The sequence below is a fragment of the Capnocytophaga sp. genome, assembly GCF_030532915.1.
Classification (GTDB): domain Bacteria; phylum Bacteroidota; class Bacteroidia; order Flavobacteriales; family Flavobacteriaceae; genus Capnocytophaga.
Genome location: NZ_JAUNKD010000010.1, coordinates 63,395 through 86,943 on the forward strand (window position 1 = coordinate 63,395; position 23,549 = coordinate 86,943).

Here is a 23,549-nt window from a genome sequence, read left to right on the forward strand (position 1 = left end):
TTATTTGGTTCCGTCTTGCAATGCGAAAATAGATTTCAACAGTGGGGTTGTTCGTGCGGCAATATTGGTACGGATTTCTTTTTCCTTATCCCCTACTTTTACAAATAAACCATTGATAGCCTGTGAAGTAACATATTGCGTAAGGTTCGGTTCCACTTTTTTCACAAACGGAATTTGGTTGTACTGCTCAATGATGCTCGTCCAGATTTTATCAGCCCCTACCTTGCTGAGCGAGGCTTCAACTTTTGGTGCAAAGGCACTTTCCAAAGCTGCAAACGTATTGGTTTTCAAGTAAGTAGTCGCTGCTAAATTATCGCCTTTCAAAATGCCCATAGCATCGTTAATGGTCATATTTCTAATGGCAGACATAAAAATAGGTTTCGCCTCATTTACAGCGCTTTCCGCAGCTTGATTCAATACTTTCAAACCCTGGTCAGCCAATGATGACAAGCCTATTTTTCGCAAAGCCGAATCCACTTGTTTCAGTTGTTCGGGAAGCAATATTTTAACGGCTTGGTCTGTAAAATAACCGCCCTCTTTGCTGAGGATATCCACTCCGCTTGACACGCCCATTTCCAAGGCTTGTTTTAATCCTTCGGAAATGTTAAACCCTGTGGTTGAAGAAGTTGTATTGATTACCTGTTGCAACTCATTACAACTGTTCAATGAAAAAGATGCCGCTAAAAGCACCGGAAAAATAATTTTTTTCATTTATTAATTTCTATTTTAAATATTATTTATTCTGTTAAAAACCTGATTATTTTAAAGTTACATTTATATAAAGATTGTAATTCACTGCAAAAAAGAACGGCAAGGTTAATACAAGTCCAAAACCAAAGAGCAATATACCTGATAATGTTGCTATTAGCCCAATAAACAATACAATCAATGCTGTGAACATATAAGGCGCCATACGCCTCGAGCTTACTTTCATAGCTTGCGTAACCGATTGATTTTCAAAAACAATAATAGGAATCGTGAGTGTAAAAAGCAATGATAAAATCACCGAAACTGAAAAATCAAATCCGCCCAAGCCTAAACGGGTCAGCAAAAAAGCAATTGCCCATTTTACTGCCGAAAAAAACAATACAAAACTCAATATTCGTTTGGTATACACCGAATTATAAAACGAAAAAAGCAATTTATGACCAACCCGTTGTTTGTTGCCCAGCGCTTCAAAAAGTTTGTAAAATCCGGCTTCCATTGGGACTACAATACAGTTAATCAGCAATATAAAAAGCATCATTTTCACCTGAAAATCAGCCGATGTTATAAGCTGCTGCACGGCTTCGGGTTGTTTTAATGCCAGTTGTGAAAAATCATTCAATGGCATTTTTACCAACATTGGAAAAATTAACAAATAAAGTAAAAAAAGCACCGAAAATAAGCAAACCGAACCTAAAAAGCTAATTAAAAACGAGTTACGATACGTCTGAAATGCATTTTTCAAAATAGTAAAAACAAGCATCTGCAAATATTATTTGGTTACAAAACATTCAAAAATCAACATCAAATATTTATAAATCAATTTTATAACGTGCAAATATATAAAATTAAAACGAAAAATCGGGTAGCAGAAAAAAATAATTACATAAAACGATTTCGTAAGTTATTTTTCATATCTCTGTGACGACAACCAACCTTTTTTAGCGTATGGGGTTGTTTTCACTTTTGGGGCATATTGCCTTGTATAAATTACGGTAGGCTTTAATATGGAACTTTCTGGCTTAAAATTCTTTCGGTAGAATTACGAAGTTGCATATTTCTTTTGTCCTTCAAAATCGAGCTTTTTTGTTAATATGATTTTATACATTTTATTTTACTACCCATACTTTATTTTATACGAAACATTTCAGATTAGATATTTAATCCCAAAAAAAATATTTTTACTTAATCGGTGAACTTCACGGGCAAAATAAAACCGAAACTGATAATCACATCCAAAAATACAGTGATTTTTTTTAATGATGAAATTCTCGGAAAACGAAAATATTTACGCGATTTATCAAAGGAAAATCAGAAAGAAGTAGGCATCATCGGGATTTTAATCGGAAATCCAAAGGTTATTATCCTTGATGAACCCTTTGCTAACCTCAACCCCGCAACTCAAATCCGTTTAAAACGAATAAAAGAACCAACAGAAAACGAAGAAGTTACTCTTTTAATTTCAAATTACGATTTATTACACACCGTTGAAGTTTCAACAAGAATTGTAATGTTTGAAAAAGGAAACATTGTTAAAGACATTGAAAGCTCAGTACAAAACTCAACTGAATTGGAATCCTTCTTTGGTGTTTCATCATAAAAAAAGCCATAAAATTATCATTTTATGGCTTTTTAATATGAAACTTTATAAAAACACAATTAACTTTCTGTTTTTTCTTCTACCTTTTCCTCTGCTTTTTCAACAGGTTTTTCAGCAACTTTTTCAATCTCAGCGGCTACTTCAAAAGGGAAATCAACCAATACTTCTCTGTGCAAACGGATGGAAGCGGTGTATTTTCCGGTTCTTTTGATGGTGTTACCGGCAATGGTGATGAATTTTTTGTCAATTTGATGTCCGGCTTTTGCCAACTCTTGTGCCAAATCGGCATTGTTGATTGAACCAAACAATTTATCGCCTGAACCCACCTTTGCAATGATTTTCACTGTTAATCCGGCTAATGCTTTCGCTACCTTTTTAGCCTCATCAACAATATGTTGCTCTTTGAAAGCTCTTTGTTTTAAGTTTTCAGCCAAAACTTTTTTAGCTGACGGAGTAGCCAAAACAGCAAATCCTTGCGGAATTAAATAGTTTCGGGCATATCCGTTTTTTACCGTTACGATATCGTCTTTAAAACCTAAGTTTTGAACGTCTTGTTTTAGGATAATTTCCATAATGTTGTTGTCCTTTTTTAAAATTAGTATTGAAGTTAGGTTTCTTAACTTAAAGAAAACCAACAACGTTTATTATTAATTGCTTATTTTAACAAATCGGCTACGTAAGGCATAAGTGCCAAGTGACGCGCTCTTTTAACTGCCGTAGCAACTTTGCGTTGGTACTTTAAAGAAGTTCCTGTAAGTCTGCGTGGCAATAATTTACCTTGCTCATTTACAAACTTCAACAAAAAATCAGCATCTTTGTAATCAATGTATTTAATTCCTGACTTTTTAAAACGGCAGTATTTTTTTTGTTTTGACGTATCAATATTTAGCGGAGTTAAATATTTGATTTCTCCGTCTCTTTTTCCTTTTGCTTGTTGTTCAATTGACATTTCCTTACGCTTTTTTAGTGTTTAACTTTGCTCTTCTTTTTTCAGCCCACGCAATGGCGTGCTTGTCTAATTTCACGGTCAAAAAGCGCATAACACGCTCATCGCGACGAAATTCCAACTCGAAAGTATCGATAACTTCACCCGGTGCTTTAAACTCAAACAAGTGATAAAAACCACTTTTTTTGTTTTGGATTGGGTAAGCCAATTTTTTCAAGCCCCAATTCTCTTTTGACACAAACTCTGCACCCTTGGCGGTAAGAAAATTCTCGAATTTCTCTACTGCTTCCTTTATCTGTTGCTCAGATAAAACGGGATTCAAAATGAAAACAGTTTCGTAATGATTCATACGTTTTATTATTAATTATTAAATTTTGAGGGGCAAAAGTAATGCTTTTTCTTGAAACTGCAAATTTTTAAGCATATTATTTAAGTAAGTCATTAACTCCCTCGCTTTACTTTGATCTGATTCTACCAGACTTAAAATCAGGCACAAAACAACAAACAAACAACATAAAAACCTCATAATAAATAGATTAACATATAAAATAAGATACATAAATCTTCTTTTCTTCAATAAAATTCGCTCATAGCATTTTTTAATAATTTAGAATGATTATTTTTTATTTATATAGATTTTTGAGATTGAATTCTTTAAAACCTCACAGATAAAAAAATAAAAAATAAATCGTTAATTTTACATAAATTTGTGCAGTTAATAAAAACAATTATACTATGCGAAAAATTTACTTTTTACTCTCAGTTGGAGTTCTCATAGGCTGCAATAATGCACCTAAAAAACAAAATGACGCAACCACCGAGGTTGTCAAATCAGAATTATTACAAAAAGCGCAAACGTTCTTTAAATCAGTGAACAGCCTACCTGTGGCAGCTGTTTCGGAAGAAAAGGCAGCTTTGGGCAAGAAACTTTATTTTGACACACGTTTGTCAAAAGACGGCAACATCAGCTGCAATTCTTGCCATAACTTGGCTACATTTGGCGTTGATAACCTCGCAACTTCACCCGGAGACACCAAACAACTCGGAGGACGCAATTCTCCCACCGTTTTCCACGCCAGTTTACACGCAATGCAATTTTGGGACGGGCGCGCCAAAGATGTTGAAGAACAAGCCGAAGGACCTATCCTAAATCCTGTCGAACACAATATTCCAAGTGCCGAATTTTTAGAAAAACGCTTGCGCGAAGTAACTGAATATCAAGAATTATTCAAAAAAGTATTCCCTGACCAAGAGCAGCCCATCACATTTAAAAACATAGCCAATGCCATCGGAGCTTTTGAGCGTTTGCTCAATCCGGCTTCCCGATTTGACAGTTTTTTAGACGGCGATGAAGAAGCTATAAGTCAGCAAGAAAAAGACGGATTGCAAGAATTTATCAATAACGCTTGCATCACTTGTCATTCAGGAGTTGCCGTAGGCGGACAAATGTTTCAAAAATTCGGGCTTTTCGGTGATTATTGGGAACTTACCAAAAGTAAAAAAATCGATGCCGGACTTTACGATTTAACTAAAAATGAAGCTGAAAAATACTTTTTTAAAGTTCCCGGATTGCGAAATATTGAAAAAACAGCACCTTATTTCCACGATGGCTCAGTAACAGATTTATCCGATGCCGTTCGGATAATGGCGAAACTACAATCTAATAAAGACTTGAGCGACAAGCAAATCGAAGACATTGTAGCTTTCCTAAAAACACTCACTGCCGATATTGACGACAAACACAAAAATCCATAAAAAACAAAAAAATACCCGAAATGTGTTCATTTCGGGTATTTTTTTGTACTTATTTTACTCAGTAATTCCCACCAAATCAAACATAAAAGCGTATTCTTTGGCAACTTCTTTCAAGGCTTCGAAACGCCCCGAAGCACCGCCGTGTCCCGCTTCCATATTCGTATCTAAAAACAGAAGGTTTTTATCGGTTTTCATATCACGCAATTTGGCAACCCATTTGGCTGGTTCCCAGTATTGTACCTGCGAATCGTGTAACCCTGTGGAAACATACATATTCGGATAATTTTGAGCCTTCACTTGGTCGTAAGGCGAATACGAAAGCATATAATCGTAATACACTTTTTCGTTCGGATTGCCCCACTCGTCATACTCGCCCGTGGTGAGCGGAATGCTGTCGTCAAGCATCGTAGTTACCACATCTACAAACGGAACCGCCGCAATCACGCCTTTGTACAATTCAGGTGCCATATTGACCACCGCTCCCATCAAAAGTCCGCCGGCAGAACCGCCTTCGGCAAACAAATAATCAGCAGAAGTGTATTTTTCGACTATCAAATGCTTCGAACAGTCTATAAAATCGGTAAAAGTGTTCTTTTTGTGTAACATTTTTCCGTTTTCATACCATTTTCTGCCCAAATATTGCCCTCCGCGAATGTGTGCAATCACAAAAACGAAGCCTCGGTCAAGCAAACTGAGTCGCGTTGATGAAAAATACGGATTTACAGTGCTTCCGTACGAGCCATAAGCGTACAACAACAACGGATTTTTGCCGTCTTTTTTCATTCCTTTGCGATACACCATCGACATCGGAATTTTCGTTCCGTCGGTTGCCGTTGCCCAAATTCGCTCTTCGGCATAGTTATTTTTGTCGAATTTTCCGCCCAAAACTTCCTGTTCTTTCAATACGGTTTTCTCTTTGGTTGCCATATTAAAATCGATTACCGAAGCCGGCGTGGTCATCGACTGATAGCCGTAACGCAACACATCTGTATCAAAATCAACATTTTGCGTAGTGTAAGCCGTATAAGTTTCGCTTTCAAACGGAAGATAATACGACTCGCCGCCGTTCCAAGGACGAATTTCAATTCTGTCCAAACCGTTGAAAGTTTCTTGCACCACCAAAAAGTTTTTGAAAATATCAATATCTTCTAAAAACACGTCTTCACGATGCGGAATAAGCTCTTTCCAATTTTCGGCAGATACCTGATTTTCAGAAGTTTTCATCAACTTAAAGTTCGTCGCTCCGTCTTTATTGGTAACGATGTAAAACTCATTATTATAATGTGCGATGTCGTACTCCAAACCGCGTGTACGTTTTTGGAACACCTTGAAATTGCCTTTCGGATTGTCCGCTTTCAAGATTTGAAATTCCGTAGTAAGCGTACTTCCCGAACCGATTACGAGGTATTTTTTCGATTTTTCACGATATACATAGGTGTTGAAAGTATCGTCTTTTTCGTGGAAAACAAGCACGTCGTTTTTCGGATTTGTACCGATTTCGTGGCGATAGATTTTTTCGGAACGCAAGGTAGTCGGATTTTTTTGCGTATAGAACAAGGTTTTGTTATCACTTGCCCAAGCCGCTGAACCTGAAGTATTTTCGATTTTTTCAGAAAGAATTTCACCCGTTTCTAAGTTCTTGATTTGCAACACATACTGGCGACGCGAAACCGTATCCACGCCAAAAGCCGCCCATTTGTTGTCATCGCTGATGGAAATTCCCGCCAGTTGGAAATAGGCGTGTCCTTCCGCCATTTGGTTGCAGTCGAACATAATTTCTTCGGAAGCGTCCATCGTTCCTTTTTTACGCGAATAAATCGGATAGTCTTTACCTGATTCATAGCGAGTTATGTACCAATATCCGTTACGGAAATACGGCACGGACGAGTCATCTTCCTTGATTCGGGATTTCATTTCCTCAAAAAGGGAATTTTGAAATTCTTTGGTGTGAGCCGTCATTTCTTGGTAATACTTATTTTCGGCATTCAGATAATCAATAACTTCTTGATTTTCACGCTGATTGAGCCAAAAATAATTGTCGGTACGCACATCACCGAATTTTTCCAATTGGTGCGGTACTTTTTTCGCCACAGGAGGCTGAATGTCAGGATATTCTGTTTTTTTCATCGTTTCGGTATTATTTTTACAAGAAACTGCAAAAATAAGGGAAACCGCCATAAAACTGAATTTTTTGAGTGGTAATTTTCTATACATAATCAATAATTTTGGGTTTCAAAGGTATAAAAAAAATGAGAAAGTTTTTCAACTTTCTCATTTTTATTTTTGAAACGTTATCGGTACAAGGTGAAATTACCTTTAAACGTACGCGAATCGGTATTGCTGTTAAGTTCAATGATATACCAGTAATCGCCCGTTGGTACCATTCTATTGTTGTAACGACCGTCCCAAGCCTGATCTTTTTCAAGGGTTGCCAATCGTCTTCCGTATCGGTCATAGATATGGGTTCTGATGTACTGGAAGTCTTCGATATTTCGAGGCGTCCAAGTGTCGTTGTTTCCGTCGCCATCAGGAGTGAAGAAGTTTGGTATTTCAATATCAAAATATTCCTCTTTGATGACTTTGGTTTTTGAACAACCCGCCGAGTCATACACCGTTACGTTAATAACTTTGTAACGCTTGCCGTTAATAACCTCTTCCGGATCAGTGTATCGAAGTTTATAAACTCCGTTTTCACCTTGGTCTTGACCGTTAAAGATGTAGGTGTAAGGCGCTACTCCGTCTTTTCCTCTCACTTCGATGGTGTTAATCGCCGTTGTCGGGATTACCTGTATTTCATCTAACGGCAATGTATGCTGAATATCCACGGCATCAACCAAAGTATATGTACACTGTATCGGACGTGTGGTAACCACATCTACGTCATTATAGTATATCACCAACGTTTGCGTACCTGACATTGTGCTGAACACATTCTCGTCAATATAACCGATATTGTTTGTATGACGTGAGAAGGTTCGTTTGGCACCAGTACCTAATTCATAGCTCAACTTGCTGAAATCCATATCGGTTCTGAAACGAACTTCAATCCAAGTTTTGTAGGTATTCGCCTCACAAGTTCCTTCTTGAGTAACTTGTGCCATTAGGTCAGGTACTTCTTTCACCTCAAAGGTATATGTTGGTGAAAGTGAACAACCTCGTGCATCGGTTACATTAATTTCATAGGTTCCTACGCCTAAACTTGCCGGTACTCTAAGATGTGGGTCAGAAGCCAATATATTGGTTTCCATATAAACGTTCACCGGAGCATCGGTTCGGCGTACTTCGGCTTTGTACGGTGCCGTACCTCCTTGAATTTGAATGTTTATCCAAGCGGTTTTCTCTCCGTAACATACCGTAAGGTCAGCATCAGTTCGGTTTACGGTTATCGGTGTAGGTTCCGTAATGGTAAGCGTTGCGATTTCTTGGTCACAATTCCAAGCATCCGTAACAAACACTTTGTAGGTATCAGCCGGTAAATTGGTAAATACCGTTGATGACTGCGTTACGGAAGTTGCCGTACCAATCAACGCATAATTGTATGAACCTGCACCCGAGCCTCCTGCCACGTTACTGATGGTAATAACACCATCGTTTGCTCCCGTACAAGAAATATCTTGCGTTACGGTTGCCACTCCGGTAATCGGGTCGGGGTGCGTTAGGCTGATGGTTGTTACCGCCGTCATCACACAACCCGAAGCATCAGTTACTGACACGTTATAAGCCAACGTTTTGGTAACAGGGTCTGATTTCAATCCGATGAATAAGAACTGACCTCGGTTACCCGTAACATCACCTCCGTTTTTGGTTTGATTTACCGAACCATCTGCCGAAGTTAAGGTTACCTGATAAGGCGATTTTCCTCCGTTTACGGTTACCATAACCTCGCCCCTATCATTCGTACAGGTTACACCAAAGGTTTCAGAGGCAGTAGCCGTGATTGGTGCTTCATTCTGAACAATTTCAAATGAAGTAACCGCTTTACAACCTGTGGCGATTGATGTTGCTTCCGCTTGATAATATCCTGCTGACAAGCCCATTACGGTAGCCACTTTTCCGGTTACGGTAGCATTAAGTGTAACTCCGGTTGAAGGCGCTATCGGACTGATAACGTAACTAAATCCGGCTGCGGCTTGGTCTCCGTCAGAAAGGCGCGTATCGGTGAACGTAAGGGTTATTTCCCCGTCTGAACCTCCGTGACATTTCACCTGTTTTGCATCTGTTGCCGTGAGTAAGAACGTTTCCGGTGAATGTACGTCATACGTTGTTTTCACCTCACAATCCGTATCTCTGTTAATGGCTACGATGGTATAATTTCCGACAGGCAAATTAAACGATGCCGTTAATGCATTCAAGGTTTGTGAAGCAAAAACTGTTTCTGAACCATTTTGATTGCGTTTCATTACCGTGTAAATAATCGACTCGTTATTGTAAGGCGTTGTAGTTACCAAAGTCACCGTCATAGCTTCAGTATTGGTATTACAATCTATTGCCTTATCGGTTACTTTTGTAAGTTCGGACAGAATCAATGCCGGAAGCACTTGTATATCAGCCGAAGTAGCCTCACAACCGTTAGCGTCATACACTTTTACGTTGAATGATTTCGGTACTGTCAGATGCTGCGGCAACTCATACGTGTATATTGTTTTTCCGTTTACAATCACTTGTGAACTCAACACGGTTGCTACACCTGCCTCGTAGAATTCCACTCGGGTGTATGACTGCGTTCCGCCACTAACTTTATCCAAATCAAAACTAACTATCGGTAACACCGGCGTGTTAGTGTTAGCTCTACATTTATATCCGCTGACAACCAACGCATCAGGTGCAATAGTCAATGCACTTGGCGATGTAATAGTTGCCGTTACGGTAGCGCTACAATTTCGTGCCGATACCGCCTCAATGGTATATTCCACACCTGTTGAGCTGCTTGGCAGATTTTCAAACACGGCATAATCGTTACCCGATGTAGTCGGTGCGATAGGTGTGGTTACCGTAGCTCCGTTAGCCGCGGTGATTCTGAAAGTGAACACGGCTTCGGTATTCGGTTTGGCTTGTACCCGCAATGAACCGTTCGCACCGAAACATATCGGATTGGTTACACTCACCACCTCTATGGTTGGTTGTACGGGCGCTGCCACCACTACGTCTTTCGATTTGAAACATTGCGTTGCCACATCAAAAATACGCACTCGGTACGTGCCTGCTCCTTGATTTACCGTTACCGGATAAGTAGCCGATGGCGCGGGGGTTAATGGTATTATCGGTGTTACAACTTCTGTCAGATTTCCGCTTCCGTCATCTAAAACATCTATTTTATCAACTCGATATTGGTATCCGCCCGAACCGCCGGTAATGTTCATCACATCAATAATTGCCATATTTACACCGCAGTTAATCGGCTGTGATGCAACCTGATAATTTATCGGACTATTAATGGTTACCGTACCTGTTACCGTACATCCGTTACCGTCTTTCAACACAACGGTGTACGGAGTGTTGCGGGCAGGTAAACGTATCGGTAATACAAACGAGGTTACCCCTTGTGCAATGTTGATATCACTCCAAGTTGATACCCCCTGCACTTGATAGCTGTGTTGCCCCGTGCCTACTTGTGCAAGTTGTACACGTACAACAAAATCAGTATCTTCTGCACACGGATTTTCAACCACTACCGAACGAAGTACCGGCGCATTATCAGTTCCTACAAAAATGTTAGACTCTGATTTGATACAATTTGCGGCGTCTCTAACAAACACCACCCAATTGCCTCCGTTTACTTTTTTCGTAGCTCCGTCAGTTGAAGCGTTCAATAAAGCATCGAGTGTGGCACCGCTTGGCACGGCTCCTGATGCCAAATCGTGATAATAGAACTTATAAGGCGCCAATCCGTCTTTTACCTCAACGGAAATTTGTCCGTTGCCTCCGTGACAGTTATCATTGCTTGTAACTACACCTGTAATGGTTAATTCTGCCAATGTTTTGGTTATCACGAATGGCTCTGATGCTTTTCTACATCCTGATTGGTCTTCGGTAAACACTGCGTAATATCTGTTCGCAGGCAATCCTGTTACATTAATAACCATCGGTGTCGCCACCGGAATATTATTTCCTACATATGCGGTAGGCTGGTTATCCGAAGTTGTATATAAACGATAACTAATACTTGTTGTAGTTGCTGCTAATCCGCTTAACGTAAAGGTTACTTTTCCGTCATTGGCATTACTACAAGTTGTTTGTACCGCATTGGCTGTTATATTGAGTTGCGATGTTCCCGGTGGAACTTCACCCGCTTCTTTAATAATATAACACTTGGTTGTATAATCGTATACGATAAACTGGTATCTGGCTCCGGGAACCAAGTCGGGAATTGTAACGCGAACGCCATTAACAGGATTTCCTGCCGCATCGGTTACGACAGCCGTAGCACCTCTGTACCAAGTAGTTGAGCCTACCACCCACGTATTTCCGGTTGTTGGCGGTGTTCCTGCCGGCGGTGTTAAACCTAAGGTGTAAAGTGCAAACCAGTGCGTTCCTTCGGCGATGGTTTCACCCCCCGCATTGTAGGCTTCCAAATTAATAGAACCGGTTACGCAATTGGCTGTAATTCCTGTTACGTTAGCTCTCAACTGATCAGAAGTTCCTTCGATGGTAAACATTCCTTGTGTTACACAGCCTGCGGCATCGGTTATCTGATAGGTATAATCGTGTGGTGACAAGCCATTAACTTGAACAGACCTACCCGCAACGATATTCGCTTCTTGGTGTACCGGCGTTCCGTGTGGCACGTCTTTGTAACGAACCTCAATACTGAAAGGTGCCGTTCCACCACTTTGCAACTGGATAGTAGCCGTTCCCGGATCCATTCCGCTTCTGGCATTACATTTTACCGGCGTTCTGGTAATCGCTACCGTTAGAGCAGGCACTTCATTAATGGTTATGCTTTGCGGGTCTGACGCACAGCCCGAATCATCTTTTACAATTAAAGTGTATGTTCCTGCAGTTAAGCCTGTTATATTTCCAAGCGGATGAGTTGTGGTGTTCGTTCCGTCCGACAATTCTAAGGTGTACGGAGCCTCACCGCCTTGAATATTCGCTACCGAAACCTCAATGCGCCCTGTTGCCGTTCCGCCACAAGTGATGCCGGTAGCGGTAGGTGCCGATTTAAAGCTCGGTTTTCTTATTTTAACTTCTTGTCGTAGGCTGGTTGCCGCGCAATAATCAACCCCTCCGTAGTCGTAACGCACTCTGAAATAATACGTTCCTTCAACTTCGGTTTCAAAAGTAGCCGTGTTACCCGTTGTGGTAAGGGTGATGCCCGCCACGTTGGCTGTATTGAAAGTAATGTTGTCATTACTCCATAAAAACTCTCGTACTTTTGACGGGTCGCCACCTGTGGTTGTCAGATTAAATTTTGCCTTGCTTCCTGCCAAACAAGTGAGGTTATCAGCAAGTTGTACATTTAATCGCAACGGTTCATAAATGATTGCTGTTACTGTTGCCGAGCAATTCAAGGCATCTTTAACGGTGAATGTATAATTTCCGGCAGATAAGCCTTCAAAAATATAGTAAGCACCATTGACTACCGGACTTGCATAGAAATCAGTTCCGTTTCGGCTGAATCGGTAATCACCATTACCACTGGTCACACTCACTTGAATGCGACCTGTTTCACCTCCGGTGAAGCAATTTTCAAGATTATCTACACTTAACGTAAGTGGTAATTTATCGGCAACCTCCAAAGTAGTGGTGGCGATACAACCATTGGTATCGGTTACCTCAACTTGGTGTGTCCCTGCGGGGATTGCCGTAAATATAGCCTCGTTATTGGTTGCTGCAACAGTGGTTGCTCCTATTTTAAAGGATTGGTACGGAGGCGTTCCTCCGGTTGCCGTTACGCGCACTTGGGCGCTTGGCACATCACAACTTACACCTCGCAATAACGCTGTGGTTATTGACATTGTGGCAGGCGCGCTGATGCTGTACATTACCTCACCCACACAACTTGGGTCGGCTTGTTTGCGTACATACACCGTTGCGTTAGCTACTGCCGGCAAATTATCAACCACGGCACTGTCTTCGTTGGCATTTACCGCAGTTGTTGGCAATGCCATCCAAGTTACGTTATCGGTTGAATATTCCAATGCACTGCCTCTTCGGTTTTCAATTTTCAGATGTAATTTTCCGAAATTGTCACACTTGGCATCTTCGGGCGTTCCGCTTACTTTGAAGGCTTGATTTTCTGCTATCACAACAGACTGACTTTCCAAACGAATGTCACAAAGTTTGGTATCTTGCCAAATGGTAATATCATCTACGGCAACATCATTTCCTGCCGTTAATGAAGGCGCACCCACACTACGGATTTCAAACACAACATCATTGGAGGCTATGAATCCGGCTTCAAATATAGCGGTTTTAGTTTCCCATTGCCCGTTCGCCGGAATTTGCCCTAATCCTACACTTTTTATTACTGTATTAGTAACCGGATTTATGATTACCAACTGAATATCAGGATTTCGCCCTCCGGTATAAGTCGGTGCAAGCAAATTATGTAATTTTAAACTTACTTTTAAATCCGTACCTAAAACAAGGTCGGTAAGCTGTTTTCTGTAAATAATTCCTAAATTACCTTGATTTGAGTTGGCATTTACGGCTAAATAACGCCCATTTGCCACACCCGAACCATCGGTTGGAACAACCCATTCAGGGCGTGCTTGTACTTGCTTGGTAATCACATACTCTCCGTTATCAAGCACCTGATTTGGTTTACAAGTCATATAAATAACGGTGTTGTCGCAAGCGTCATCGCCCGTACTAAAATCTTCCGTAAATAAATAATTTGGCGTTGTGCCTGAGGCTGTTCCGGGTTTGTAATGCACATAAACGGTGTAATTGCCTTCCGGAAGCGTAAACTCATTAGTTGATTTTCGTTCACTAACGGTATTACCCACCACTTCGTACTCGTAAGCACCCGGTGGTGTTACTGTTACGGTAAAGGTTCCTTTTCCGCTACATCCGTATTCAACGTTGCTAAGGGTAAAGGTTGGCGGGGTTAGCGGAGCGATGTTAATATTGATTTCAAGCGGACAACCATTGCTGTCTTTTACATACACTTTATTAACCGCTTCGGTAACATACAACACGTTTGACGTGCCGTAATCCACTCCGTTTGAACTATATACATAGCCCGTTCCGGAACCACCGCTTACGTTATTGATATGCACCTTGTAACGTTTTGGCGTATTGACATCGCACGAAGCATCTTCTGCCACACCGGCAAAGGCTCGCAAGGTGTTTTCGTTTTTCAAAATTTCAACCGGACTGAGATACTTACATATCTTCACACCGCTTTTTTGAATGCTGATTTCCAATTCATATTTTCCGGCTACCAATCCGTCATAGAAACCGGTTGAATTAGGCGTATATGCCTGAACACGATTTCCGCTTGCATCCAATCGGTGTAGCTCGGTTATGATATTTTGCAGACTTGAATTGAAAGTTACAGAAACCTGACCCGAAGTCTCGGCAAAACCACAAATAATATCACGCGTGTTGATGGTGTATCCGTCCACACCTTCCGGATAAATATCCACCGGTGGTGTTTCGGCATACGCTCCGTTGGCATCTTTGGTAACAAAAATGTACTTGCCGGGTTGCGTGATAGTTACGGGTTGCTCTATAAAGTTTTGCCCCACCGGAATAGTTGCGATGTTAAATTCCGAAGCCGGAATTGACGCATAATCCGGATATTTCTGTACCCCGTCAATCTTCCAAATGGCAAACTGATAAGGAGCTAATCCGCCTTGTACTTCAAAATTGATATTCAATACATTACAATCCGTCCACGCTTTTGGTGTAGCCGTTGCACTCAAATTGGTTTGTTTTTGAATCACGGCGGTAAGCAATGTTGAACAGTTCGTCAAATTAGGCGAGGTAACTTCAATGGTGTACGTTCCGGGGTCTGAAATTCCGGTAACGCGGTACTCGTGTGTGCCGGTTGTATTGTTAATTCCGTTTACGATTTGCCCCGAAGCATCACGAAGCGTATAACGATATGAAATGCCTTCCGTTACCATTCGCACGGTGAAGTTACCCGGCTGATAATCGGTAATATGCCCCACAGGCTGCACAATTTCGCCCGCAAGCGTGTTCATATATACGTTAAAGTAGAAGTACGCCTCACAGCCGTTGCTTGACACTACTTTTAATCGGTATCTGCCTTGTGTTGAAGCCGTAAATGTGTTGCCTACACCGGCAGCATCAGTACTCCAAGTTCCTCCGTAATCAGGACATCTTTCATCGGTACTTGTTCCGTGATAACGCTCCCATACCAATTGCGTATTAACGTAATTTACTTTTATGATTCGTGAAGGTTCGTTACACAAAATGAAGTGGCTTATCCATCTTCCGTCAGCACCACAAGTAGCGCCTCCGTTGGCTTGTGCTCGAATCGGGTCACCGTTTAACGAATTGTGTTCTTGGAAGTTGATAGTTTCTTTATTGATAATTTCAACACCGCCGCAATGCGTTATTTTTTCAACCACGTAAACACCCGGTGCGTTGGCAGTATAACTGTGTGAAGTTGCCGACGGAATCAACACTCCGTCTTTGTACCAACGATACGAATCAAACCCTTGGGCAACGGTAAACTCCAACGAAGCACCGGCACAGAAAAGCTCGGAACGGTGATTGTCTTCGGTTGAAATTAGTATCGTATTGGTTGCCGTTTTGGTTTGTTTCGGAATCAAACACTGCTGATTTCCTCCTTCGTATTCAAACAAATGATTCGTTGCGAAATGATTCATACACGCTTTGCCGATTTCTTGGTAATCACCCGTTACGGTCAGCGGAATGTAAATCGTACGCAAATCGCCTTTACCTTGCAACGTTTCTTTCGGAAGTACAAAAGTGTAAGTTCTGCCCACGTTGGTGTAGGTCGGAACGAAACTTCCTACCGAAGCATATGTTACCACAGGCGTTCCGATGGTAATATACGGATTATCGGCAAAGGTAATAGTTAAGGTTGAAGTTGTTATATTTTCTTCACCTACATTTTTATAATCAATTTTATATTGAAACTGCTGATTAAGCGTTAAATCACCTGAAAGTGTAGCTCCCGTTCCGTCAACGTAGGCTGCCGTAACGTCCATATCAATTGCGTTTGAATTGACAATCACGTTAAAGGTACAAGTGCTGGTGTTGCCCGCAGCATCAGTGAACACATAAGTTACAGTGTGCGTTCCGATATCAAAACTATCACCGCTTTGATGTGTTTGCGTTTGCGTGAAAGTACAATTATCGGTTGCTGTGATGGCCTTCCAAGTAACCACAGCCGAACAAGCCCCCACTGCTGCATTAACCGTAATGGTTGACGGACAGTCGGCAATAACAGGTGCTGTTGTGTCAGGCGTAAACCGAACCGTTGTATCGGCACTGCCTTCCAAAGCTGTTCCGGGGCAAACATTTACTGAGGGCTTGATTTTGTATTCCGCACGATATGTTGTTGTTGTCGAAACACTTTGCACCACCGTTTTTCCGGTACCGACGCTCGGAAGAATTTTATTTCCGTTGGCATCTATTTTAAACCACTCAATATCAAATAATTGGTCAGAACCGCCAAAAACCAACGTCACGTTTCCACCCAAACAAGGGTCAAAAACACCGGGAACGTTCGTAGCCGTTGGGTTGGCGTAATTACTCGCCTTAACGGTTACATTGTTAAACCATTTTCCGCATCGGTGCTCCGTTTCAACGATGTAGTCGCCATCGGCTATATTGGTAAAAATATGTGATGTAGCACCCAATGTTCCGTCATAGGTTTGTGTGCCAACCACCGTTCCTGCATTGTTTTTCAAACGGAATGTTAGCGGATAGCGGATATTATCAGGGTTTTTCACGCTAACCACCACCAAGCCATTACCGCTGGTGCGCTCACAATAGGTAGCCGAAACATCCGTTTGTAACGGAGCGGTTTCTTTGATGGTAAATTCGTGATAATTTGATATATATCTGTTAAGACCTCGTAACCAAGGTGTTGCAGGATTTCGCAAGAACGTATCCCAAGGTTCTATTACGGTAAATCCGTCAGAGTAACCTCCCGTAATGGGGGTAATCGTGTAATTATCAAGCCCTCCGGTAGCGTTATTGGCTATAATCCACACCAAACGCTCCACCATAGCGTACATCAAGTTTGTTACGTGCAAGCGATACTCACCCGGCGGTAAGTTGTAAAACGTTCCGGTTGGGGTTCTTAAATAAGAAGGCTGATTAGCCGCCTGAACCCAGCCGCTTGCCGTTTTGCGATGCACCGATATGGTCATATATTTATAGGTACCCGGGTAATTGGTTTTCAAGTCATACGAAACCGAAGCGTACTGGCAACCTTGGTCTATTTTTACAAAATCACCATCATATTTTGACGGGCTTCGTAAATTTATCCGTTTGGTAACTTTTCGCCCACAGGCATCTTCCAAGGTAAAATCATATTCACCGGCCGGAATATCCCCCTTAACGGTGTAACTGATTTTAGGCACCTCAATTGCCGGATCTTTAATATCTTCTACAATCGGGAATTTAACGGTACGTTGGTGAGTGTTCGTCCCGTCCAAAGGCAATGAAGTAGTAAACGTTTTTGATGTACTGCCATCAGCCGGCATAACCGTCATTTTGGCAGGATACACAAAACGTGTAGCCGAGATATACAAACGATATGAAACGGTATTCTCAAAAACCCCCGCTCCTATTTCAAGATTTTCAAACGCTCGATTCAAATAATCCCCTTGAATTTTTCGTATGTAATTAATACGCTCTGGCTCAAAACACGAAGCATTTCCTGGTTTTGTAGAATTATTTTTATAAACCACTCTGAAAAATGCAGGACCTTGACTGGTAACGGGTGCCATCAGCGTGATAACCGTAGCGGTTTCTTGGCGGTAATCAACCCCGTGAACGAGTTTTGTCCACGGACCGGCATTTGACGTCCCGCGATATACCTCGTAGTAATAACCGGTTTGTCCGGCTAATCGTTGTGCCTCATTTATCCAATCATAACGTAATGTTTGATACCATTCATAACGACCATACTCTGCGGGTTTTGCAGGATCTGCATCATTAGGAAACTGCCGCCACATCCAATATTCACCCACGGCAAGTGTCCATTCATTAGGGTCACAAGCTCTGTTTGATGTATTATATAGGTACACGGGTATGTTGTTAGGTGCACGTGGGTCATTCGGATGTGAGAACATTGGGTTCATCAACTGCTGAGTAAGCGTAAACTTCTCGTGAATGGTGTTGGCCGGTCCTTGAATGATGACCTCTACCTCATCGCCCACGTTAAAATCATAACCGGTGTAAAATGAATTTCCTTCGGTAATTTGTCCGTCGACAAAGGTGTGTGAAATGTCATACTCAACACCTGTGGTTAAATTACGCACAATTGCAGTTCCCGACTGGCGGAAATACTGCACGTTAGCCGGCGTTAAATGCGACCTGTCAGGTTTATCGATTCGTATCCAAAATTGGTGTTTACAATCACTATTGGTACGAATGCGCGAAACCTCACCATTTTTTATTATCTGAAAATGGTTACTCGGATCAGGCACCGGAATTTGTACCGGCTCTTTACGGATTTCCCCACAGTCTGGCACGTTATTTGCCAAATCTTCAATAACGATGATTACGTTTCCGGTGGCGATAGGCTCAGCTGCCGTCCCCTGAAATGTTACCAGCACGTTAGTGGTTGATTTCGGGATTTGCTGTGAAGGCACGTTTAATGGTGTGCCGTCAGCTTTGGCGAGGCTCACCTTAAAAGGACCTATCCCGCCGGTGGGGCGTATGTTAAACCGAACCCGTGCGTCATTGCCCGCCGGAGTGGGCGCGGTAATCTGCGGTGCCGTAATGTCAATATTACGGTAAGTAGACGTTACCTGAAACGCTTTGGGTGCAGAACGCCTTGATGTGGCTTGGTCTATCACCGTTACGGTGTAAGTACCTGCCTTTAAGTTGGTGAATGTGTAACTGCCGTTACTGTCCAACAAAGGCGCACTGGGCAATCCTACTTGATTGGGCTCAATAAGTTCCACGGCAAAATTTCCCGTACAACCGTCGGGCACTTTAACCGTGAGCGATGCATTTGAAAGACACGAACCCGCCGTGGGCGTTCCGGTGAAATTCTCATAGCATTGCTGCCCCTTAACCATCAATGTGGTAAGTAAGAACACAAAAGTGAATAAAAATCTTCCCATATTGTATTGAATTATAGAAGTTAGTATAACGTTTTAATGCACAAAGTTATTTAATAATTTTAGATACACAAAATCAATAACTTTTACTTTTTTTAAACAACAAAATGAAAAATCTACTTTTAAAGAATCACCTTAAAATTACAACTTATTAAAAATCAATAAATTAACTCAAAGAATCCTAATAATCAATCTTTTTTATGTTTTATTTGACGCATTTTTTTAAACAAAGTTTTAAATTTTATTTAACACAGTAGCCCCTTTTTTTAACACGTTGTATCATCAATAAATCAGTCTTTTTTGCTTTTCCTATTTTCTTTTTGTACCTTTGCTTATTCTTTTTAAAACGTAGCATAAGATGTCAAACGAAAATTATCAGATTTTTAATTCGATTTTAGATAACGACTTTTACAAATTCACAATGCAATGTGCTGTGGTTAAGTTATTTCCAAAAACAAAAGGGCGTTACAAATTCATAAATCGCGGAAAACACGAATTCCCCGAAGGTTTTGCCCAAGCAATGCAGCAGGCGGTAAACAATATGGCGCTTTTGAAACTGACCAAAGACGAGAAAAATTTCTTACGTACCAATTGCCCTTACCTAAACCCCGCTTACATCGACTTTTTGGAAGGCTATCGTTACGACCCTTCAGAAGTGAAAATCAAACAAATAGGAAACGATTTGGAAGTTGAAGTGGAAGGACTTTGGTATCGTACTATTTTATGGGAAGTACCTCTGCTTGCGATGATTAGCGAACTTTTTTACAAACTCACCAAAGCCCAACAATGGAGCGATGCGCAAATTGTTGAAAATACCATTGAAAAAGTGCGCCTGTATGAAGATTTAGAAGTGGTTTTTGCCGAATTCGGTACGCGTCGTCGCCATTCGTACCACGTTCACGACCTTGTAATGCGAACACTCACAAAATCAGATAAGTACAACTTTTCAGGGTCAAGCAATGTGCATCTGGCGATGAAATATCAAGTGAAACCAATCGGAACGCACGCACACGAGTGGTTTATGTTCCACGCCGCCGAGTACGGCTACAAAATGTCAAACGCTATGTCGCTTGAACATTGGGTGGACGTGTACCGAGGCGATTTAGGTGTCGCACTATCAGACACTTACACCACCGACGTATTTTTCCGACAATTCGATAAAAAATTCAGCAAACTTTTTGACGGTGTACGACACGACAGCGGTGACCCCATCGTTTTTGCCGAAAAAACCATTGACCATTACAAAAAACTGGGAATCAACCCATTATCAAAATACATTATTTTTTCCGACGGACTGAATCCTGAAAAAGTAAAATCCATCGCCAATGCCTGCAAAGGCAAAATCGGGCTGTCATTCGGTATCGGTACAAATCTTACAAACGATGTGGGACTCAGACCGATGAACATCGTAATGAAACTCACCGAAGTGTTAACCAGTGATAATGAATGGGTTCCGACCGTAAAACTCTCCGACGAACCCAACAAACATACGGGTGAAAGACGAAGCATTGAACTTGCCAAAGAAATCTTAAGAATTCAGTAATTTTTTATGAAACCGGCTTACATTTATATTATTTTGGGTGTTTTAGTGGCTTCATCTCGATTTTTCTTTGAAAAATACGACCAATTGCTGCTCATCAGCGGAATGATGTTGCTCATCCTCGGAATTTATTCCATCTCAAAATCACTTCCTTCCAAAAAAGAAAGTGATTTTCAAGAGCCTCTCGTTCCGAAACCGCCGCAAAACAGCGAAGACGACAACGAAAAAGCAACATCATAAATCCACAAAAAAATGAAAATTGGTGATTTTATAGAAGTTCTGGACGATACCCTTCGCGGAAAAGTTACAAAAATAAACGGAAATTCCGTTACGATGCGTACCCCGGAAGGTTTTGAGCTTACTTTTAATAAATCGGAGGTGATAAAATCTGAAAGTCAAGAGGTTATTTTTCCGACAGACAATGAATCTTTGCAGAAAAACATTGAAAAACCTAAAAAATTTCTTTCAAAAAAGGAAAAGAAAATCCCCCCGATGGAAGTAGATTTACACATACATCACTTGGTGGCTTCCTCTAAAAATATGACCAATCACGAAATGCTTACGTTGCAAATCGAAACCGCCCGCAGGCAATTGGAATTTGCCATTGAAAAACGTATCCAACGCGTGGTGTTCATTCACGGTGTGGGCGAGGGCGTGTTACGCACCGAATTGGAATATCTTTTGGGCAGATACAATGTAAAATTCTACGACGCCGAGTACGTCAAATACGGCACCGGCGCTACCGAAGTTTATATTTTTCAGAATACTAAAAATGACGTTTAACCAAAAAGAGAGCTACAGTGTAGCTCTCTTTTTCATCAATTTTAAATAATAAAAATTATTGTTGAACGACCTCTCCTTTGATTCGCAATCCTTTAACGGGATTTTGTTTTGCATTTGAAGTTACCGTTACCGTTTTACTGATAGGTCCTACACGGTTAGTATCATACTTCACTTCAATTTTTCCTTTGGCACCCGGAGCGATAGGCTCTTTTGTCCAAGAAGGCACTGTGCAACCACAACTTGAAGATACATTGGTGATTACAAGTGGTGCTTTTCCGGTGTTTGTAAACTCAAAAACACGAACGCCATCACTTCCGGCTTTAATTTTTCCGTAATCAATTTCCTCTGTTTTGAAAGAAATTTCGGCAGTTTCTTGCGCATACGAAATCAATCCGAATGTAGCCACAAATAAAAATGTTAAAAACTTTTTCATGGTATAAAAATTAAAAAATTAGTTTTGTATTAGAATAGCAACAATAATTATGCCAATCCGTAAAACATATCGTTAAGGTTTTGATAAATCATCGTTAATACTTTCATAATTGCTTTCCAAACGATGTTATCAAAACAAACGCACTGGCACTAAAAATGTCGGGGCAAAAGTAATTTATTTTTTTGAATAAACAATATAGTTTATATTTGCACACAATTTTAACATTACAGACATATTATGGAAATCCCTTCAAAATATTTACCCAATTCGGTAGAGAAAAAATGGTACGACTATTGGATGAAACACAACTTTTTTCATTCAACTCCCGATGAGCGAACGCCTTACACCATCGTTATTCCGCCGCCGAACGTTACCGGAATTTTGCATATGGGGCATATGCTCAACAATACGATTCAAGATGTTTTAATCCGTCGCGCAAGGCTAAAAGGCTTCAACGCCTGCTGGGTTCCCGGCACAGACCACGCCTCCATTGCCACCGAAGCCAAAGTAGTGGCGAAACTAAAAGAACAAGGCATCGACAAAGCCGACCTTTCGCGTGAAGAATTCCTCAAACACGCTTGGGATTGGACGAACCAGTACGGCGGGGTTATCCTCGAACAACTCAAAAAACTCGGCTGTTCGTGCGATTGGGACAGAACCAAATTTACCCTCGACGACGATATGTACGCCTCTGTAATTAAGGTGTTTGTGGATTTGTGCAACAAAGGATACATCTACCGCGGATACCGAATGGTCAATTGGGACCCGCAGGCAAAAACCACCCTTTCCGACGAGGAAGTTATCTATAAAGAACAAAACGGAAAACTTTTTTACCTTAAATATTATATATGCTCAGAAGCTCCCTCTCCTTCGGAGAGTTGTGAGCGAGAGCGAGGAAGTGAAGGGGGAGAGGATTCAGCGGAATTTCTGACCGTAGCCACAACCCGCCCCGAAACCATTTTCGGAGATATTGCCGTTTGTATCAATCCCAATGACGAGCGTTACAAACATCTGAAAGGCAAGAAAGTCATCGTGCCGATTGTTAATCGTGTTGTGCCGATTATTGAGGACGAATACGTTGATATTGAGTTTGGTACGGGGGCATTGAAAATCACGCCGGCTCACGATAAAAACGATTACGAAATCGGGGAAAAACATAAACTCGAAATCATCGACGCTTTTACCGATGACGGAAAACTCAACGCCCTCGGCTTGCATTACAACGGAAAAGACCGCTTTGTGGTACGAAAAGAAATCGCCAAAGAGCTGGAAGCGAAAGATTTATTGGTTAAGGTGGAAGACTATGTGAATAAAGTCGGCACGTCGGAGCGTACGGGTGCGGTGATTGAACAGCGTCCACTCGACCAATGGTTTTTAAAGATGGAAGAATTGGTAAAACCCGCCATCAAAGGCGTTTTGGAAAGCGACGAAATTAAATTCTTCCCCAAAAGATATGAAAACACCTATCGCCATTGGATGGAAAATATCCGCGATTGGAACATCTCGCGACAGCTTTGGTGGGGGCAACAAATTCCGGCGTATTA

Annotated in this window: 14 protein-coding genes; 6 read left to right on the forward strand and 8 right to left on the reverse strand. The window is 41.4% G+C overall.

The window, feature by feature from the left end; genetic code table 11:
* Entirely contained in the window at positions 1 to 711 is a 711-nt protein-coding gene (locus Q4D72_RS04705; protein ID WP_303076383.1) for a DUF4197 domain-containing protein, read from the reverse strand.
* 46 nt (positions 712 to 757) lie between these two features.
* Positions 758 to 1,333 carry a beta-carotene 15,15'-monooxygenase gene (locus Q4D72_RS04710; RefSeq protein ID WP_303076384.1) on the reverse strand — a complete coding sequence of 192 codons (576 nt, stop codon included), beginning with the start codon at positions 1,331 to 1,333 and terminating at the stop codon, positions 758 to 760.
* Between the two features lie 618 nt (positions 1,334 to 1,951).
* On the opposite strand from Q4D72_RS04710, the gene Q4D72_RS04715 reads away from it, so the two are divergent.
* Positions 1,952 to 2,305, forward strand: a complete 354-nt coding sequence (locus tag Q4D72_RS04715) for a hypothetical protein (RefSeq protein WP_368502031.1) — start codon at positions 1,952 to 1,954, stop codon at positions 2,303 to 2,305.
* Between the two features lie 59 nt (positions 2,306 to 2,364).
* On the opposite strand, the gene rplI is transcribed toward Q4D72_RS04715, so the two are convergent.
* The 3 genes from rplI to rpsF all read right to left on the reverse strand — a co-directional run bounded on the left by rplI (position 2,365) and on the right by rpsF (position 3,600).
* A complete protein-coding gene (gene rplI, locus Q4D72_RS04720; RefSeq protein WP_303076386.1) occupies positions 2,365 to 2,877 on the reverse strand; it encodes a 50S ribosomal protein L9 in 513 nt (170 codons plus the stop codon).
* An 83-nt stretch (positions 2,878 to 2,960) separates the two neighbouring features.
* Positions 2,961 to 3,254, reverse strand: a complete 294-nt coding sequence (rpsR, locus tag Q4D72_RS04725) for a 30S ribosomal protein S18 (RefSeq protein ID WP_303076388.1) — start codon at positions 3,252 to 3,254, stop codon at positions 2,961 to 2,963.
* A 4-nt stretch (positions 3,255 to 3,258) separates the two neighbouring features.
* Positions 3,259 to 3,600, reverse strand: a complete 342-nt coding sequence (rpsF, locus tag Q4D72_RS04730; protein WP_303076390.1) for a 30S ribosomal protein S6 — start codon at positions 3,598 to 3,600, stop codon at positions 3,259 to 3,261.
* Positions 3,601 to 3,986: 386 nt separating this feature from the next.
* Between rpsF and Q4D72_RS04735 the strand changes: the two genes are divergently transcribed.
* The gene (locus tag Q4D72_RS04735; protein ID WP_303076392.1) at positions 3,987 to 5,006 is read left to right on the forward strand and encodes a cytochrome-c peroxidase; all 1,020 of its coding nucleotides are present in this window, start codon (positions 3,987 to 3,989) and stop codon (positions 5,004 to 5,006) included.
* 54 nt (positions 5,007 to 5,060) lie between these two features.
* On the opposite strand, the gene Q4D72_RS04740 is transcribed toward Q4D72_RS04735, so the two are convergent.
* A complete protein-coding gene (locus Q4D72_RS04740) occupies positions 5,061 to 7,220 on the reverse strand; it encodes a S9 family peptidase (RefSeq protein WP_303076393.1) in 2,160 nt (719 codons plus the stop codon).
* Positions 7,221 to 7,297: 77 nt separating this feature from the next.
* Positions 7,298 to 19,252, reverse strand: coding sequence for a T9SS type B sorting domain-containing protein (locus Q4D72_RS04745; RefSeq protein WP_303076394.1), 11,955 nt, complete (start codon positions 19,250 to 19,252; stop codon positions 7,298 to 7,300).
* A gap of 355 nt (positions 19,253 to 19,607) precedes the next feature.
* Here Q4D72_RS04745 and pncB point away from each other — a divergent pair, with 355 nt between their 5' ends.
* Genes pncB through Q4D72_RS04760 form a run of 3 tightly spaced genes read left to right on the forward strand, consistent with a single transcriptional unit; the run spans position 19,608 to position 21,572 of the window.
* A complete protein-coding gene (pncB, locus tag Q4D72_RS04750) occupies positions 19,608 to 20,792 on the forward strand; it encodes a nicotinate phosphoribosyltransferase (RefSeq protein WP_303076395.1) in 1,185 nt (394 codons plus the stop codon).
* 6 nt (positions 20,793 to 20,798) lie between these two features.
* Positions 20,799 to 21,029, forward strand: coding sequence for a hypothetical protein (locus Q4D72_RS04755; protein ID WP_303076396.1), 231 nt, complete (start codon positions 20,799 to 20,801; stop codon positions 21,027 to 21,029).
* Positions 21,030 to 21,041: 12 nt separating this feature from the next.
* On the forward strand, positions 21,042 to 21,572 hold the full coding sequence (locus tag Q4D72_RS04760; RefSeq protein ID WP_303076397.1) for a Smr/MutS family protein: 531 nt from the start codon (positions 21,042 to 21,044) through the stop codon (positions 21,570 to 21,572).
* A 55-nt stretch (positions 21,573 to 21,627) separates the two neighbouring features.
* Here the strand turns inward: Q4D72_RS04760 and Q4D72_RS04765 are convergent, their stop codons facing one another.
* Positions 21,628 to 22,005: a DUF1573 domain-containing protein gene (locus Q4D72_RS04765; protein WP_303076399.1), complete on the reverse strand. Its 378-nt coding sequence runs from the start codon at positions 22,003 to 22,005 to the stop codon at positions 21,628 to 21,630.
* A gap of 237 nt (positions 22,006 to 22,242) precedes the next feature.
* Between Q4D72_RS04765 and Q4D72_RS04770 the strand changes: the two genes are divergently transcribed.
* Positions 22,243 to 23,549: class I tRNA ligase family protein (locus Q4D72_RS04770; protein WP_303076400.1), on the forward strand; the 1,307-nt coding region annotated here is incomplete at its 3' end.

Excerpts from the sequence above, each read along its gene's own strand:
- Q4D72_RS04760 (WP_303076397.1), top strand. The coding sequence starts at position 21,042 with ATGAAAATTGGTGATTTTATAGAAGTTCTGGACGATACCCTTCGCGGA.
- pncB (WP_303076395.1), top strand. The coding sequence starts at position 19,608 with ATGTCAAACGAAAATTATCAGATTTTTAATTCGATTTTAGATAACGAC.
- rpsF (WP_303076390.1), bottom strand. The coding sequence starts at position 3,600 with ATGAATCATTACGAAACTGTTTTCATTTTGAATCCCGTTTTATCTGAG.
- rplI (WP_303076386.1), bottom strand. The coding sequence starts at position 2,877 with ATGGAAATTATCCTAAAACAAGACGTTCAAAACTTAGGTTTTAAAGAC.
- Q4D72_RS04705 (WP_303076383.1), bottom strand. The coding sequence starts at position 711 with ATGAAAAAAATTATTTTTCCGGTGCTTTTAGCGGCATCTTTTTCATTG.
- Q4D72_RS04740 (WP_303076393.1), bottom strand. The coding sequence starts at position 7,220 with ATGTATAGAAAATTACCACTCAAAAAATTCAGTTTTATGGCGGTTTCC.
- Q4D72_RS04745 (WP_303076394.1), bottom strand. The coding sequence starts at position 19,252 with ATGGGAAGATTTTTATTCACTTTTGTGTTCTTACTTACCACATTGATG.
- Q4D72_RS04735 (WP_303076392.1), top strand. The coding sequence starts at position 3,987 with ATGCGAAAAATTTACTTTTTACTCTCAGTTGGAGTTCTCATAGGCTGC.
- Q4D72_RS04710 (WP_303076384.1), bottom strand. The coding sequence starts at position 1,333 with ATGCCATTGAATGATTTTTCACAACTGGCATTAAAACAACCCGAAGCC.
- rpsR (WP_303076388.1), bottom strand. The coding sequence starts at position 3,254 with ATGTCAATTGAACAACAAGCAAAAGGAAAAAGAGACGGAGAAATCAAA.
- Q4D72_RS04765 (WP_303076399.1), bottom strand. The coding sequence starts at position 22,005 with ATGAAAAAGTTTTTAACATTTTTATTTGTGGCTACATTCGGATTGATT.
- Q4D72_RS04755 (WP_303076396.1), top strand. The coding sequence starts at position 20,799 with ATGAAACCGGCTTACATTTATATTATTTTGGGTGTTTTAGTGGCTTCA.